The sequence below is a fragment of the Citrobacter sp. R-1.5.2 genome, assembly GCF_035064245.1.
GTDB lineage: Bacteria > Pseudomonadota > Gammaproteobacteria > Enterobacterales > Enterobacteriaceae > Citrobacter.
The window spans coordinates 62,567-78,664 of the sequence record NZ_JASEYC010000001.1; the positions used below are offsets into that span (position 1 = coordinate 62,567).

Annotated in this window: 13 protein-coding genes; 4 read left to right on the forward strand and 9 right to left on the reverse strand. The window is 52.2% G+C overall.

What is annotated here, in order from left to right:
• Positions 1-20 precede the first annotated feature (20 nt).
• The 3 genes from QMN38_RS00290 to poxB form a co-directional block, all read right to left on the reverse strand.
• Positions 21-1,451: an SDR family oxidoreductase gene (locus QMN38_RS00290; protein WP_323604165.1), complete on the reverse strand. Its 1,431-nt coding sequence runs from the start codon at positions 1,449-1,451 to the stop codon at positions 21-23.
• 10 nt (positions 1,452-1,461) lie between these two features.
• On the reverse strand, positions 1,462-2,463 hold the full coding sequence (ltaE, locus tag QMN38_RS00295; protein ID WP_271456716.1) for a low-specificity L-threonine aldolase: 1,002 nt from the start codon (positions 2,461-2,463) through the stop codon (positions 1,462-1,464).
• A gap of 155 nt (positions 2,464-2,618) precedes the next feature.
• On the reverse strand, positions 2,619-4,337 hold the full coding sequence (gene poxB / locus QMN38_RS00300; protein ID WP_323604169.1) for a ubiquinone-dependent pyruvate dehydrogenase: 1,719 nt from the start codon (positions 4,335-4,337) through the stop codon (positions 2,619-2,621).
• 153 nt (positions 4,338-4,490) lie between these two features.
• Between poxB and QMN38_RS00305 the strand changes: the two genes are divergently transcribed.
• Positions 4,491-4,925 carry a DoxX family protein gene (locus tag QMN38_RS00305; protein WP_040231860.1) on the forward strand — a complete coding sequence of 145 codons (435 nt, stop codon included), beginning with the start codon at positions 4,491-4,493 and terminating at the stop codon, positions 4,923-4,925.
• A gap of 87 nt (positions 4,926-5,012) precedes the next feature.
• Here the strand turns inward: QMN38_RS00305 and hcr are convergent, their stop codons facing one another.
• The 4 genes from hcr to aqpZ all read right to left on the reverse strand — a co-directional run bounded on the left by hcr (position 5,013) and on the right by aqpZ (position 9,538).
• Positions 5,013-5,981, reverse strand: a complete 969-nt coding sequence (hcr, locus tag QMN38_RS00310; protein ID WP_202038973.1) for an NADH oxidoreductase — start codon at positions 5,979-5,981, stop codon at positions 5,013-5,015.
• A 10-nt stretch (positions 5,982-5,991) separates the two neighbouring features.
• Positions 5,992-7,644: a hydroxylamine reductase gene (hcp, locus tag QMN38_RS00315; RefSeq protein WP_323604171.1), complete on the reverse strand. Its 1,653-nt coding sequence runs from the start codon at positions 7,642-7,644 to the stop codon at positions 5,992-5,994.
• Between the two features lie 155 nt (positions 7,645-7,799).
• Positions 7,800-8,699, reverse strand: a complete 900-nt coding sequence (locus tag QMN38_RS00320; RefSeq protein WP_137382231.1) for a LysO family transporter — start codon at positions 8,697-8,699, stop codon at positions 7,800-7,802.
• Positions 8,700-8,842: 143 nt separating this feature from the next.
• The gene (gene aqpZ, locus QMN38_RS00325) at positions 8,843-9,538 is read right to left on the reverse strand and encodes an aquaporin Z (protein WP_048212061.1); all 696 of its coding nucleotides are present in this window, start codon (positions 9,536-9,538) and stop codon (positions 8,843-8,845) included.
• Positions 9,539-9,901: 363 nt separating this feature from the next.
• Between aqpZ and QMN38_RS00330 the strand changes: the two genes are divergently transcribed.
• Positions 9,902-11,560: an ATP-dependent endonuclease gene (locus tag QMN38_RS00330; RefSeq protein ID WP_271441347.1), complete on the forward strand. Its 1,659-nt coding sequence runs from the start codon at positions 9,902-9,904 to the stop codon at positions 11,558-11,560.
• On the opposite strand, the gene QMN38_RS00335 is transcribed toward QMN38_RS00330, so the two are convergent.
• Positions 11,557-12,507 (reverse strand): VirK/YbjX family protein, encoded by a 951-nt coding sequence (locus QMN38_RS00335; protein ID WP_323604172.1) that lies wholly within the window; start codon positions 12,505-12,507, stop codon positions 11,557-11,559. The two genes, QMN38_RS00330 and QMN38_RS00335, sit on opposite strands and share 4 nt — an antisense overlap.
• A 162-nt stretch (positions 12,508-12,669) precedes the next feature.
• On the opposite strand from QMN38_RS00335, the gene macA reads away from it, so the two are divergent.
• A complete protein-coding gene (gene macA, locus QMN38_RS00340; protein ID WP_323604173.1) occupies positions 12,670-13,785 on the forward strand; it encodes a macrolide transporter subunit MacA in 1,116 nt (371 codons plus the stop codon).
• On the forward strand, positions 13,782-15,728 hold the full coding sequence (gene macB, locus QMN38_RS00345; protein ID WP_323604174.1) for a macrolide ABC transporter ATP-binding protein/permease MacB: 1,947 nt from the start codon (positions 13,782-13,784) through the stop codon (positions 15,726-15,728). The genes macA and macB overlap by 4 nt, the downstream gene beginning before the upstream one ends.
• 84 nt (positions 15,729-15,812) lie before the next feature.
• Here macB and cspD read toward each other — a convergent pair whose 3' ends face one another.
• Positions 15,813-16,037 carry a cold shock-like protein CspD gene (gene cspD, locus QMN38_RS00350; RefSeq protein WP_005128369.1) on the reverse strand — a complete coding sequence of 75 codons (225 nt, stop codon included), beginning with the start codon at positions 16,035-16,037 and terminating at the stop codon, positions 15,813-15,815.
• Positions 16,038-16,098: the final 61 nt, after the last annotated feature.

Consider the following 16,098-nt stretch of genomic DNA (forward strand, 5'->3'; position numbering starts at 1 on the left):
AATACAGTCTCTTTTTATCATTAGTCTGTGATTTGTTCTGCAAGTTTGGCAATACGCTTCGCCATCCCTCTGAAAATGAACAAGTGCGCTGGGATCATCAACAACCAATAGAAGAGACCGGGCATCCCGTGCGGGTGCCACCATGCCCGGACATCAATACGTCGGTGATCGCCTTTTTCTTCCAGCGTAAAGCTCAGGCGACCGAGACCAGGGGCCTTCATGCCAAACAGCAGAGTGAGCTGTTTTTCCGGTTCAACGATGATGACTTTCCAGCTATCAACGGTATCACCAACCTGCAATAATGGGTGTTGGGGCCGACCTTTTGCCAGCTTGTGACCTACCAACAGGTCCAACGCTGCACGAGTCTTCCACAAAATGTTGCCAAAGAAATAACCTTCTTTGCCCCCGAGGCGGTTCACGACCTGCCACAACGCTTTCCGGCTGGCGGAGGTCTCCACACTAAAGCCGGCTTGTTTGGCAAAATACCCATATTCAGGACGCCAGCGTGCAAAAGCCTGAGCGTCATAACCCCAGTCGCTGGAGTTAACCAGCTTTTCTTCTTCTTTCAGCGTACTGCGAACCGCGTCGTCGAAGGCAATCAGCGGTTGTGGGATCAGCGTCCGTAGTTCTGTGTCATCAGCCAACAGATCGTGCTTAAGCCCCTGGATTAGCGCTTTCGCCGTCGTCGGCGGAACCGAAGTAATGACATTTAAAAACCAGACGGAGATCCAGCGGGTCGGGAAGGGGATAGGGACCAACAGCCGATGCTTACCGCTGACGGTCATAAAGTGCTCAAACTGCTCCTGGTAGCTTAATACCTGCGGGCCTGCTGCTTCGAGTACGCGGTGTGTGCTTGCCGGATGGTCCAACAACGCCACCAGGTAATACATCAGGTTTTCCAGCGCGATAGGCGTGGTGCGAGAACGTACCCAGCGTGGCGGGGTTAACACGGGTAGGTTATAGACCATGTCGCGCATGACTTCAAACGCAGCGGAACCGGCACCAACGATAATGCCTGCACGTAGCTCAGTCACCGGTACACCGGATTCGCGTAGCGTATCTGCGGTAATCTGGCGCGCACGCAGGTGATCGGACTGCTCATGTCTGGGAGCCTGCAATGAGCTCAGGAAGATCAGTTGTTTGACCGGGGTCGTACGTAGCGCATCGCGCACGTTTTCTGCGACCAGGCGCTCATGGGCAATAAAGTCGCCCCCTTCGCCCATGCCATGAACCAGATAGTAAACGGTATCAATACCCGCCAGCAGCGGCGGCAAAGTATCCGGTACATTTAAATCGATCTTATGACAGTTAACGTTGGCCAGTTGCTGCTTTTCCAGCCGTTCAATGCGACGTGCCGCAGCCAGCACCTGATGCCCTTGCTGGCTGAGCGCCTGAACCAGATGCTGACCAATGTAGCCACTGGCGCCAAGAACTAAAATCCGTTGCGGCACGCCTGACTCCTTAGCGGGTTAAAAAAGCGCGCCAGTGGGCGACGACTTCAGCAAGCTGTGCACGTGACACGTCCAGATGCATCACCAGACGTACAATCGGGGAGGCGTTAATCAGCACATCATGTGCCTTCATATATTCGCCCAGTGCTGCAGCATGTTCTTCACCAACGCGGATAAACAGCATGTTGGTGTCGTGACGCATGACGTCCGCTCCCGCTTCACGCAGCTGTTCTGCCATCCAGGCCGCGTTGTCGTGGTCGTCTTGTAAACGCGCGACGTTATTTTTCAGCGCATACAGTCCGGCTGCCGCCAGAATCCCGGCCTGGCGCATCCCGCCGCCGGTCATTTTGCGCCAGCGAATCGCGCGTTTGATGTAGTCATGGCTGCCAACCAACAGTGAACCCACCGGCGTTCCCAGACCTTTGGAGAGACAAATTGTGAACGAGTCGCAGTATTGGGTAACGTCTTTTAACGCACAGCCGTAGGCGACGATGGCGTTAAAAATACGTGCGCCATCAACGTGCAGGGCAAGGTTTCGCTCACGGGTAAATTCCCAGGCATCCTTCAGGTACTCACGTGGCAACACTTTACCGTTGTGGGTGTTTTCCAGACTGAGCAGGCGTGTGCGAGCAAAATGGATATCATCCGCTTTGATTTTTGCCGCCACTTTATCCAGTGGCAGAGAACCATCTGGCGCAGCATCAATAGGTTGGGGTTGGATACTCCCGAGCACTGCAGCGCCGCCAGCTTCATACAAGTAGTTATGAGCCCCCTGACCGGCGATATATTCCTCGCCGCGCTGGCAATGGCTGAGTAACGCAACCAGATTAGCCTGAGTGCCGGTAGGCAGGAAAATAGCCGCTTCTTTACCAGAAAGTTCAGCGGCGTATTGCTGAAGGGCGTTAACGGTAGGGTCATCTCCGTAAACGTCGTCCCCGACCGGGGCTGCCATCATCTCTTCCAGCATGGCGCGACTGGGTCGGGTGACGGTATCACTGCGTAAATCAATCATGGTATCTCCTTATTACACTTCATCCTTCAAGCTGCCTCGGCGTTGGCCGCACCCTTAAACCCCAGTCACATAGTATACCTATGCTCCTGGGGATTTTCGGGCGAGCCGCCTTGATGCATCATGAATGATATTGTGTGTGATTTAATAAGGATGTTTTACCTGAGCCAGTTCGTTTTCGCCAGTTCGATCACTTCATCACCGCGTCCACTGATGATCGCGCGCAGCATATACAGGCTAAATCCCTTCGCTTGTTCGAGTTTTATTTGTGGTGGAATGGCGAGCTCTTCTTTCGCCACAACGACATCGACCAGCACTGGACCATCGATTGACATGGCGCGTTGCAGGGCCTCATCGACCTCAGAGGATTTCTCTACGCGGATGCCGGTAATACCGCAGGCTTCGGCAATACGTGCGAAGTTGGTATCGTGTAGTTCCGTCCCGTCTGTCAGATAACCGCCTGCCTTCATCTCCATCGCCACAAAACCCAGTACGCTGTTGTTGAACACGATTATCTTCACCGGGAGCTTCATTTGTACAACCGAGAGAAAATCGCCCATTAACATGCTGAAGCCACCATCGCCGCACATCGCGACGACCTGACGACCTGGTTCAGTCGCCTGCGCACCCAGCGCTTGTGGCATGGCGTTTGCCATTGAACCGTGGTTAAACGATCCTAGCAGGCGGCGTTTACCGTTCATTTTCAGATAGCGTGCGGCCCACACTGTTGGTGTGCCTACATCACAGGTAAAGATTGCGTCGTCGGCGGCGAAATGGCTGATTTGTTGTGCCAGATATTGTGGATGAATGGCTTTATCGCTGGGCTTGGCTAAATCATCCAGCCCTTTGCGTGCATCGCGATAGTGCTCCAGCGCTTTGTCCAAAAACTGCCGATCGGTTTTTTCTTCTAGCTGTGGAATCAGGGCGAGAAGCGTGGATTTAATATCGCCCACCAGCGCCATATCCACTTTGCTGTGTGCGCCAATGCTCGCCGGGTTGATATCAATCTGGATAATTTTGGCATCGGTAGGGTAGAACGGACGATAAGGGAACTGAGTGCCGAGTAAGATCAGCGTGTCGGCATTCATCATGGTATGGAACCCGGAAGAAAAGCCGATTAATCCGGTCATGCCGACGTCGTAAGGGTTGTCGTATTCAACGTACTCTTTACCACGCAGGGCGTGAACAATCGGGGCTTTGATTTTAGCGGCAAATTCGACCAACTCTTTATGTGCCCCGGCACAACCGCTGCCGCACATCAGGGCAATATTGCGGGAATAACGCAGCAGTTGCGCCAGCTTTTTAATTTCTTCTTCTGCTGGCGTAACTATCGGCAGCGGTGCGTGATACCAGTGCGTACTGGCGCTTTCCGGCGCGGGTTTCAGCGCGACGTCGCCAGGTAAGACGACGACCGAGACACCGCGGTTTAATACGGCTTTTCGCATCGCAATCGCCAGTACCTGGGGGATCTGCTCAGGACTGGAAACCAACTCGCAATAATGGCTACATTCGCGGAACAACTCCTGCGGGTGGGTCTCCTGAAAATAACCACTGCCTATCTCACTGGAAGGAATATGTGCAGCAATTGCCAGCACCGGGACATGGTTGCGGTGGCAATCAAACAGGCCGTTAATCAGGTGCAGGTTTCCCGGTCCGCATGAACCGGCACAGACAGCCAGCTCACCGGTCAGTTGGGCTTCTGCGCCTGCGGCAAAAGCGGCAACCTCTTCATGGCGGGTTGGCATCCAGTCAATCGTTCCCATACGATTCAGACTATCACTGAGGCCATTCAGTGAGTCGCCCGTCACACCCCAAATACGTTTAACGCCAGCTTGTTCAAGGGTTTTAGCAATAAAAGCGGCAACCGTTTGTTTCATGGTTTTCCATCTCCTTTAATGTGATACCGGTTACAAGTTTAGATGAAGATAATAGTTATGCTTCTCATTACCCCCTTATTTTCGGCAGCTTACATTTCACGAAGATAAAGCGTAGCTTGGCAGAAGACATGGTAAAACAAGGAATGAATTCAAATGGTTACAAAACTATTAAATGCAGTTAACCGGACGCTGACGCACGAAGATTTTGGCAAGTTTTTGTTACGCCTCGCTGTTGGGGGGCTGATGCTTTTCCATGGGCTGCATAAACTGTTTGCAGGTATTGATGGCATCAGTGGCATGCTGATAGCCAAAGGGTTTCCCGGCTTTATTGCTTACGGTGTCTTGCTGGGAGAGGTTGTTGCGCCTTGCCTGATTATTCTTGGGATCCTGACACGCCCGGCGGCATTAGGGCTGGCGTTTACAATGATTGTGGCGTGGCTGATGGTCGGGATGGGAGAAACCTGGTCTCTGGACAAAACCGGTGCCTGGGCGATTGAGAGTCTGGTGTACTTTTTTGTTGGCGCGATGGCGGTGGCGTTTCTGGGCGCAGGAAAATATGCCCTGGGCGGCAATTCAGCCTGGCGGTGATAAATGACCGGACGACGGTATTAGTACTTTGTCCGGCCTACAACGGTTATTGTAGGCCGGATAAGTATGCCATCCGGCAATGACTATTTACGCAAGTACCAGATCGCCCTGCGGATGACAGGAACAAGCCAGAACGTAACCTTCCGCAATTTCTGCATCGGTCAGCGTCATGGTGCTGCTGACCGTGTAGTTACCATCAACCACTTTGGTTTTGCAGCAACCGCACACGCCTGCTCGACAGGCGGCAACGACCGGAACCTTATTGCTTTCCAGCGCTTCCAGTAGCGTCGTGCCAACCGGCGCATAGAACTCTTGTGCGGGTTGCAGTTTGGTGAACTTCAGGCCGCTGGTTGCCGCTTCGGCTACCGGAGTGAAGAACTGCTCTTTAAAGAAGCGTGTTACGCCAAGTGCTTTCACTTCTTTTTCGACCAGATCCATATACGGGGCCGGGCCACAGGTCATCACGGTACGTGAGGTCAGATCCGGGACACTCTTCAGCAGTTCGGTGGTCAGTCGGCCGGAAACAAAACCTTGAGTGGCATTGTTTTCAGCGACTAATGTCACCGGATACTCACGCCATTCATCGGCAAAGATGACATCTTCTGGCGAGCGAACGTTGAAAATCACCTGCACGTCGGCTTGTGGACGGTACTTCGCCAACCAGCGACGCATCGACATGATTGGCGTTACGCCACAGCCGGCAGCCAGCATCAGGAACTTGTCTTCCGCTTTATCTTCACAGGTAAATTCACCCATGGCATCGGACAGCCAGATGTAGTCGCCGCGCTTCACGTCGCGGGTTAGCCACTGAGAACCTGCACCGTCGTCAATGCGGCGGATGGTCAGCGTGATGTACTCGCTAACACCCGGCGTTGAAGAGATAGTGTAAGCACGCAGCGTATCCGCTGAGTTACGTACGCTGACCAGTGCATACTGCCCGGCACGATAGGGATAATAGTCGTGGCATAGCAACGAAATTGTCCACACATCCGGCGTTTCCTGATGGATGTGATGAACCTGCATCCGCCACGGGCACTGATGGGTTGGCATTGTCATTCTTTACTCCTTACGCGCTCAGCAGCTGCTTCATGTCTTCTTCAACGGTGGTCACGGAACGCAGACCAAATTTCTCGTTGAGTACAGCCAGCAGATCGGGTGTGAAGAAGCCAGGTGCAGTTGGGCCAGTCACAATGTTTTTCACACCCAGTGACAGCAGGGTCAGCAGGATGACAATCGCTTTCTGTTCGAACCAGGAGAGCACCAGAGACAGTGGCAGATCGTTCACGCCACAACCCAGTTTCTCAGCCAGAGTGACGGCCAGGATAATGGCAGAGTAGGCATCGTTACACTGACCGGCATCGACCAGACGCGGCAGACCTTCGATATCGCCGAATTCCAGTTTGTTGAAACGGTATTTACCACAGGCCAGAGTCAGGATTAGGCAGTCGTCTGGTACGCTGGTGGCGAAATCGGTGAAGTAGTTACGTTCACCGCGTGCGCCGTCACAACCGCCAACCAGGAAGATGTGACGTAGTTTTTCGCGGCTCACCAGGTCAATCAGGGTATCAGCTGCACCCAGCAGCGTCTGACGACCGAAACCGACGGTGATCAGATGAGGAATCTCGCTGTACGGGAAGCCCGCCATCTGCTGCGCCTGTGCGATAACCGGACCGAAGTTGTCGCCTTCGAGGTGGCTCACGCCCGGCCAGCCGACGATGCTACGGGTCCAGATACGGTCGTCGTAGGCGCCAACGGTTGGGTCGATGATGCAGTTAGAGGTCATCACGATGGGGCCAGGGAAGCGGGCGAATTCAACCTGCTGGTTCTGCCAGCCGCTGCCGTAGTTACCGATCAGGTGTTTGAACTTACGCAGTTCCGGGTAGCCATGTGCTGGCAGCATTTCACCGTGGGTATAAACGTTAACGCCGGTGCCTTCAGTCTGCTCAAGCAGATTGTACAAATCTTTCAGGTCGTGACCGGAGATCAGAATGCACTTCCCTTCGGTTGCTTTCACGTTGACCTGGGTTGGGGTTGGGTGACCGTATTTTGTGGTTTCACCGGCATCCAGAATGCTCATCACTTTAAAGTTCATCTGGCCGATTTCCATTGAACACTCCAGCAGAGCGTTCATATCGGAAGGCCAGGTACCCAGCCACGCCATGATTTTGTGGTATTGCGCGTAGATATCGTTGTCGTACTGACCGAGAACGTGTGCGTGCTCCATGTAAGCTGCCGCACCTTTCAGACCGTACAGACACAGCAGACGCAGACCGAGGATATTCTCGCCGATGGTCGCTTTGTCTTTATTCGGGGTGAATTCAGCGGCCTGACGTTGCAGGTCGCCCAGATCGTCGCTGACCAGTTGCAGGTCGGCCATCGGGTTTTCAACAGTTGCGTTAGCATCAATGTTCAGGCATTGCGCTTTCAGTGCATCGCGCATGGCGATAGCTTCACGAGCATAGCCAACAATACGCGGGGAGTCGAAGTTAACGTTGGTCAGCGTGGAGAAGAATGCACGCGGCGCGAAGTTATCAACTTCATGGTCGATGATGCCGTATTCACGCGCTTTAACAGCCCATGCAGACAGACCTTGTAGGGAAGCAATCAGCAGATCCTGCAGATCGGAGGTTTCAGCAGTTTTACCGCACATACCCTGCGCGTAAGAGCAGCCGTTTCCTGCCGGAGTACGGATGGTTTGTTCACATTGCACACAAAACATGGTCACACCTTTTAAAGTTATATTTGATATACATGTTTAAGGTTATGCCTGCGCGCGAAGGGATTAAAGGGATTTCTGCTACAACTTGCAGGGAGATTGATTTAGCGCAATTTTGGCGGTAGCTGACTACCGCCAGAGAGGTATTTGTCTGTGTATCAGGCGGAGAAAAAGGCCATTAACAGGGGTACTAACAGGCTAAGAATAAAGCCGTGCACAATGGCTGCGGGCACCATCTCCAGACCGCCACTGCGTTGCAAGACGGGCAGCGTGAAATCCATAGATGTCGCCCCGCAAAGACCCAATGCGGTTGAACGGCTGCGGACCACCAGTCCAGGGATCAGCATAATGGCAATCAACTCACGTGCCAGGTCGTTAAAGAAGGCGGCGCTACCAATTACTGGACCGAATGATTCGGTCAACAAAATGCCTGACAGGGAATACCAGCCAAAACCCGATGCCATCGCCAGTGCTGTTTTCAACGGCAGGCCGAGGATCAGCGCATTAATGACGCCGCCCAGCAGAGAACTGGCCACCACGACGACGGCAACAATCATGCCCCGACGGTTCAGTACGATCTGCTTTAATGTCATACCACTGTTTCGCAGTTGGATCCCAACCAGGAATAATAAAAAGATCAGCGTATATTCGCTGGCTTCGGTTGCGTGCTGCAGTATCGACAATCCGGTAAGACCCAACAGAAAACCCAGCACCACGACGCCGCAAAGCTGTAGCGACTCAAGCGCCATCGCGATTCGGGAGGGGAGCTTCTCTTGCTGGTGGCTGTGTCGCCAGGGGAGTGAGCGCTCCAGCCACAGCAGCGCTGCGATATTACACAGCAGAATGACCGTCACACTGACGGCAGAATAATAAAGAATGGATAACAGATTACTGGCGAGATTATCCAGAAACGCCAGACTGATCCCCATAAAAAAGAGAATAAGGTAGACGATCCAACTCAACAGCCGATTGATAAGTTTTAATGCGGCTCTGTGTCGAAGCGGAATGAGGTAACCCACAATAAGGGGTACCAGAATGATTAACAGCCCTGAGAACATGAAACCCTGATCCTTGCTGAGAAGTAAGACGAAATGCGCCTGCACACACTACTGAAAGCAAAGAGGGGAGTAAAGTTGCAAATAAAAGGAAATATAGCGAGGAAAAAAAGGCCTGACAGTTCATCAGGCCTTGTTGTTAGCGATTAATCGCGTTTTTCCAGCAGGGTGCGGTAAATAAGACCACCGACGATCCCGCCGATAATCGGCATAACCCAGAACAACCAAAGCTGTTGCAATGCCCAACCACCCTGGAAGATAGCAACCGCAGTACTACGAGCCGGGTTTACGGACGTATTGGTGACCGGGATACTGATCAGGTGAATCAACGTTAATGCAAGACCGATGGCAATTGGCGCAAAACCTGCCGGAGCATGTTTATCGGTCGCACCGTGGATCACTAATAAGAAACCTGCGGTCAGAACGATTTCAATTACGATGGCAGAAAGCATGGAATATCCGCCAGGTGAATGCTCGCCGTAACCGTTTGAGGCGAAGCCACTGGCTGCTGCATCAAAACCGGCTTTGCCGCTGGCAATAAGATAAAGTACCGCTGCTGCTACAATACCGCCCACAACCTGAGCAATAACATAACCAATAACGTCTTTCGCCGGGAAGCGACCACCAGCCCATAAACCGAATGTCACTGCAGGGTTAAAATGGCCACCTGAAATATGACCCACAGCGAATGCCATGGTTAATACTGTTAGACCAAACGCCAGGGCGACACCGGCAAACCCAATACCTAACTCTGGGAAAGCCGCGGCCAGAACGGCACTACCACACCCGCCAAAAACAAGCCAAAACGTGCCGAAGAACTCGGCTGCTAATTTCCTGAACATAACCACCTCAATTAAAAGTTCCGGGTTAGTTTTTCTATCCCGGTATTTCATCGCTAAAAGGGACGATGATTAAAGCGCGCTTATTTTAGAAAAAAATCTCATCCCTTCGCCACTTAAATTAATAAAAAAATTTGATTTAAGGCAATGTGATGCGAATCCTTTTTGGAGTTCAGGTGAATAAAGCATAGTTCAGTTATCAGAAATCTGATGATTGCGTCTGAAATTATATTCAAAAGTAATTTTTAAAGAGAATATTCTTAACTCTTTCGATTTATCTGCGGATGAGATCGGGTGTTCTGAGCGCTCGCTTACCGTTATACTCCTGATAACTTGAAGGAAAAAGTGAGCATTTCCGGAGGCTATATGATTCTCGAACGCGTTGAGATTGTTGGGTTTCGTGGTATTAATCGGCTGTCGTTGATGCTGGAGCAAAACAACGTGCTGATTGGGGAGAACGCGTGGGGTAAGTCCAGCCTGCTGGATGCGTTAACCTTGCTGTTGTCGCCAGAGTCGGATTTGTACCACTTTGACCGCGAAGATTTCTGGTTCCCGCCGGGTGACATCCAGGGCCGGGAACATCATCTGCATATTGTCCTGACGTTTCGTGAATCTCAACCGGGTCGCCATCGTGTGCGCCGATATCGCCCGTTAGAAGCGTGCTGGTCGCCGTGCTCCGATAACTATCACCGTATTTTCTATCGTCTGGAAGGCGAGTGTGCTGATGACGGCAGCGTCCTGACATTACGCAGTTTTCTTGATGGCGAAGGCCACCCGTTACCCATCGACAATATTAACGAACAGGCGCGTCATCTGGTGCGTTTGATGCCAGTACTGCGTTTACGTGATGCGCGTTTTATGCGGCGGATCCGTAATGGAACGGTGCCGGATTCCGCGGATGTTGAGGTGACTGCGCGTCAACTGGATTTTATGGCGCGTGAGTTGGCCACCCGACCGCAGAATCTGACGGATGGGCAGATTCGCCAGGGGCTGTCAGCGATGGTTCAACTGCTGGAGCACTACTTTTCGGAACAAGGTTCAGGTCAGTCGCGCTATCGTCTGATGCGCCGACGCTCCAACAACGAGCAACGCAGCTGGCGTTATCTGGATATTATCAACCGTATGATTGATAAACCTGGGGGGCGCACGCACCGTGTGATTCTGCTGGGGCTGTTTTCCACGCTATTACAGGCCAAAGGGTCACTAAGACTGGATAAAGACGCTCGTCCGTTGCTACTGGTAGAAGATCCTGAAACGCGGTTACACCCCATTATGTTGTCCGTTGCCTGGCAATTGTTGAACCTGCTTCCCCTCCAGCGCGTGACGACGACCAACTCTGGTGAATTGTTGTCGCTCACGCCCGTAGAACATGTTGTCCGACTGGTACGAGAATCTTCCCGCGTCGCCGCCTGGCGACTGGGACCGGGAGGACTCAATGCGGAAGACGGGCGGCGCATTGCCTTCCATATCCGTTTTAATCGGGCGTCTTCACTGTTTGCCCGTTGCTGGCTGTTGGTGGAGGGAGAAACAGAAACATGGGTCATCAACGAGCTGGCTCGTCAGTGTGGGCATCACTTTGATGCCGAAGGGATTAAAGTCATTGAATTTGCCCAGTCTGGGCTTAAACCCCTGGTGAAGTTTGCCCGCCGGATGGGAATTGAGTGGCATGTGCTGGTCGATGGCGATGAGGCGGGGAAAAAGTATGCGGCCACGGTACGCAGTCTATTGAACGATGACAAAGAGGAAGAGCGCGAGCATTTGACCATGTTACCTGCGTTGGACATGGAACACTTTATGTACCGCCAGGGGTTCTCGGATGTTTTTCATCGGGTGGCGCAAATACCGGAAAATGTGCCGATGAATATGCGGAAAATTATAGCGAAGGCGATCCATCGCTCGTCAAAACCGGATTTGGCGATTGAAGTGGCAATGGAAGCGGGGCGACGCGGTGTTGAAGCGGTGCCAACGTTGCTGCGGAAAATGTTTTCCCGCGTGCTGTGGTTAGCACGCGGGCGAGCGGATTAGCGGCGGAACATGACTGATAACTGCGAGTGGATACTGTCGAGTAACTGATAGCGGCGGCGATATTCCGCGCGCTTCTTACTGGCAATATCTGCTTCGCTTTTACGCGCTAGCGTACGCGGAATATGATAGTAGCCATTGCTGTCACATTCGCCGCCAACTGACTCCCAAAATGAATTGTAGTCAGAATGAATAACCTTGTTTTTATCATGGTAGCGCTGGCTGCGAAAAATATGCTGGTCATTGCTGACGGCCAGTACTTGTTCAATATTCAATTGTTCTGCAAAACGACAAATAGCTTCCATTACAATACGTTTAGGGAACAAACCATGGCATGATTTTGTCGCTTTTTGAATTTCTTCGTGCGGCATTAATCGGTTACCCCCCTGCAAGCCGCCAATAAAAAGCGCGCTGCGCCCTTCATAGTTGCACAGGGTGAAGGTCATTTCTGCTAATGTCTCGCCCTCACTATTACGGACAAGAATGGTACTTTCACCTTCTTTATCCAGGGCGATAAATGAGGACATTATAATGGTGTATATTGCGTTATCTTTGCCTTCAATTTGTGCCAGTTGCAACCCATCTGCACTTAAATAACCATTAAACTCTTTCGATGAAAAAGCGTTTCGGAAAGTATTGTAATGAAAACGCACGGCATCGAGTTTTGTTTTACGGTCAAGGTTTACTGCGAGATACGCGCGATGCAGGCGAACCGGTATACGGGGTTGGATCGCGAGAATTTTCTCGAGATCCGGCCATTGCGCCAGCTCAGCCATCCATTCACGTGTTAATCGTGGCATCAGCAATGAGCGCCATACAAACTTACGGCGAAAGCTTCGTTGATGCCAAAATTTACCTGGCCGCCATTGTCCGGTTGTCAGACGACAAAAAAGACTAAAACTTGTGGCGGGTCTGGAAGAATGAAAAGTGCTTTCTGTTAGCTGGCTCATAATAACAATCCAATAGATACTCTGATACTAATTTCAGCACAGCGGACCTTAACGGTTCATCAATAACTCTGTTATTCTTTGCACTTTTCAACGCCTGTTAATTTATCGTTGATGTTTATCACTCCACTCTGGTGGGCGTATTGGGGGACACTGGGACATTTTATGAAGCTCAAGGGAAAAATTAAAAAACGTTATTTTCTCCTCGCCATCATCATTATTGTGGCGATGATTTCACTTTGGCGAACGCTTAATGCGCCACTACCTCAGTATCAAACGCTAATTGTACGTCCAGGCGATCTCCAGCAAAGTGTGCTGGCCACCGGGAAACTGGATGCGTTACGCAAAGTTGATGTTGGTGCACAGGTGAGTGGGCAGTTAAAAACGCTGTCAGTAGCCATTGGCGATAAAGTGAAAAAAGATCAGTTGCTCGGCGTTATCGATCCTGAGCAGGCACAAAACCAAATCAAAGAAGTTGAAGCGACACTCATGGAGCTGCGGGCTCAGCGTTTGCAGGCTGAAGCTGAGTGGAAACTGGCGCACGTAACGCTTTCTCGTCAGCAACAACTGGCGAAAACGCAGGCGGTTTCGCAGCAGGATCTCGACACAGCAGCGACCGAAATGGCGGTCAAGCAGGCACAGATTGGCACTATTGATGCGCAAATTAAGCGTAATCAGGCTTCCCTTGATACGGCAAAAACGAACCTCGACTACACGCGAATCGTCGCGCCAATGGCGGGTGAAGTGACGCAAATCACCACCCTCCAGGGACAAACCGTGATTGCCGCCCAACAGGCACCCAACATTTTGACGTTGGCAGATATGAGCACCATGCTGGTAAAAGCGCAGGTCTCCGAGGCCGATGTTATTCACTTGCAGCCGGGCCAAAAAGCCTGGTTCACTGTGCTGGGCGATCCGCAGACACGGTACGAAGGTGTGCTCAAAGATGTCCTTCCGACGCCTGAGAAGGTGAATGACGCCATTTTCTACTATGCGCGCTTCGAAGTGCCTAACCCGAAAGGGATCCTGCGCCTTGATATGACCGCACAAGTGCACATCCAGCTCACCGACGTTAAAAATGTGCTGACGATCCCGTTGTCGGCGTTGGGCGATCCTATTGGCAACAACCGCTATAACGTCAGGCTGCTGCGCAATGGTGAAACTCGCGAACGCGAAGTGGTCATCGGCGCCCGTAATGATACCGACGTAGAAATTGTGAAAGGGTTGGAAGAGGGTGATGAAGTGATCACCGGTGAGGGTAAAGCGGGAGTGGCACAATGACGGCGTTGCTTGAGTTGAGCAATATCCGCCGCAGTTACCCGTCAGGCGAGGGACAGGTCGAGGTATTAAAGGACGTTTCCTTGCGCATTCAGGCCGGCGAAATGGTGGCGATTGTCGGGGCGTCTGGCTCAGGTAAATCGACGCTGATGAACATTCTGGGATGTCTGGACAAGCCGACCAGTGGAACCTATCGGGTTGCGGGGCGGGATGTTTCCACCCTGGATAGCGATGCGTTAGCGCAACTGCGACGTGAGCATTTCGGCTTTATCTTCCAGCGTTATCATTTGCTGTCACATCTAACGGCGGCGCAAAATGTTGAAGTCCCGGCGGTGTATGCCGGGACTGAACGTAAGCAGCGTCTGGCTCGTGCTCAGGAATTACTTCAGCGCCTGGGATTGGGTGATCGGGTTGATTATCAGCCTTCCCAGCTTTCCGGAGGCCAGCAGCAACGTGTCAGTATTGCACGTGCGTTGATGAACGGTGGTCAGGTTATTCTGGCCGATGAACCCACTGGCGCGTTGGACAGCCGCTCCGGCGAAGAGGTGATGGCTATTCTGCATCAGCTACGCGATCGCGGGCATACGGTCATTATCGTCACGCACGACAGCCAGGTTGCCGCCCAGGCAGAACGCGTCCTTGAAATTCGTGATGGCGAGATTGTGCGTAATCCACCATCACAAAAGCCCGCTACCGGACGTGATATTGCTGAACCAACGGTGACGACGGCTTCTGGCTGGAGCCAGTTTGTCAGCGGTTTTCGTGAAGCATTGACCATGGCCTGGCTGGCCATGGCCGCCAACAAGATGCGTACACTGCTCACAATGCTGGGTATTATCATCGGCATCGCGTCGGTGGTATCGATTGTGGTGGTGGGCGATGCGGCAAAACAACTGGTGCTGGCAGACATCCGAGCGATTGGTACGAATACTATCGATATCTATCCAGGCAAGGATTTCGGTGATGACGATCCACAATATCAGCAGGCGCTGAAGTATGACGATTTAGTGGCGATTCAGAAGCAACCCTGGGTCAGTTCCGTTACGCCTGCGGTATCAAAGAACCTACGCCTGCGCTATGGCAATATTGATGTCGCCGCCAGCGCGAATGGCGTTAGCGGTGATTACTTCAACGTCTATGGCATGACGTTCAGTGAAGGCGCCACCTTTAATGCAGAGCAACTGGCGGGGCGGGCACAGGTGGTGGTGCTCGACAGCAATACCCGACGTCAGTTGTTCCCCAGCAAAGCGAAAGTGGTGGGTGAAGTTATTCTGGTGGGAAATATGCCAGCCACCGTCATTGGCGTTGCGGAAGAAAAACAATCGATGTTTGGCAGCAGTAAGATCCTGCGCGTCTGGCTGCCCTACAGCACTATGTCAGGACGGATCATGGGGCAATCGTGGTTAAACTCTATTACCGTGCGGGTAAAAGAGGGGTTTGATAGCGCCCAGGCCGAGCAGCAACTTACCCGTCTGTTATCGCTGCGTCATGGCAAAAAAGATTTCTTCACCTGGAACATGGATGGCATCTTGAAAACCGCCGAAAAAACCACACGTACATTACAGCTCTTTCTGACGCTGGTAGCGGTGATTTCGCTGGTGGTAGGCGGGATCGGCGTGATGAACATTATGCTGGTTTCGGTGACAGAGCGTACGCGTGAAATCGGCATTAGGATGGCAGTGGGGGCGCGGGCCAGTGATGTGCTACAGCAGTTCTTAATTGAGGCTGTGCTGGTGTGCCTGGTGGGAGGCGCGCTCGGTATCAGTTTGTCGATGTTAATTGCCTTTACGCTACAACTGTTCCTGCCCGGGTGGGAAATTGGTTTCTCTCCTGTCGCGCTGTTAACGGCTTTCTTGTGTTCAACCGCCACCGGAATTTTGTTTGGCTGGCTTCCGGCCCGTAATGCAGCGCGTCTGGATCCCGTGGATGCTTTGGCGCGAGAATAACGCGTTGTATTACATAAGAAATAAAAATGCCAGCCTCAGGGGCTGGCATTTTGTCTGCGGGATGTACACAATGAGACAGAAGAGCTATGCGACAGCTTCTGCTTCAATGACGGGCACGATAAGACTGGCATGATTGCCTTTTGGCCCCTGGTGGACATCAAACTGGACAGACTGTCCGGCTTTTAGCGTTCTGTAACCATCCATCTGAATGGTGGAGTAATGGGCGAAGATATCTTCACCACCGCCTTCGGGGCAGATGAAACCAAACCCTTTGGCATTATTGAACCACTTAACAGTACCCGTTTCCATACTTCGACATCCTTCGTAAATCTTATATAAGTAAGATGGAATGAACCGGTGGCGGAGTGGG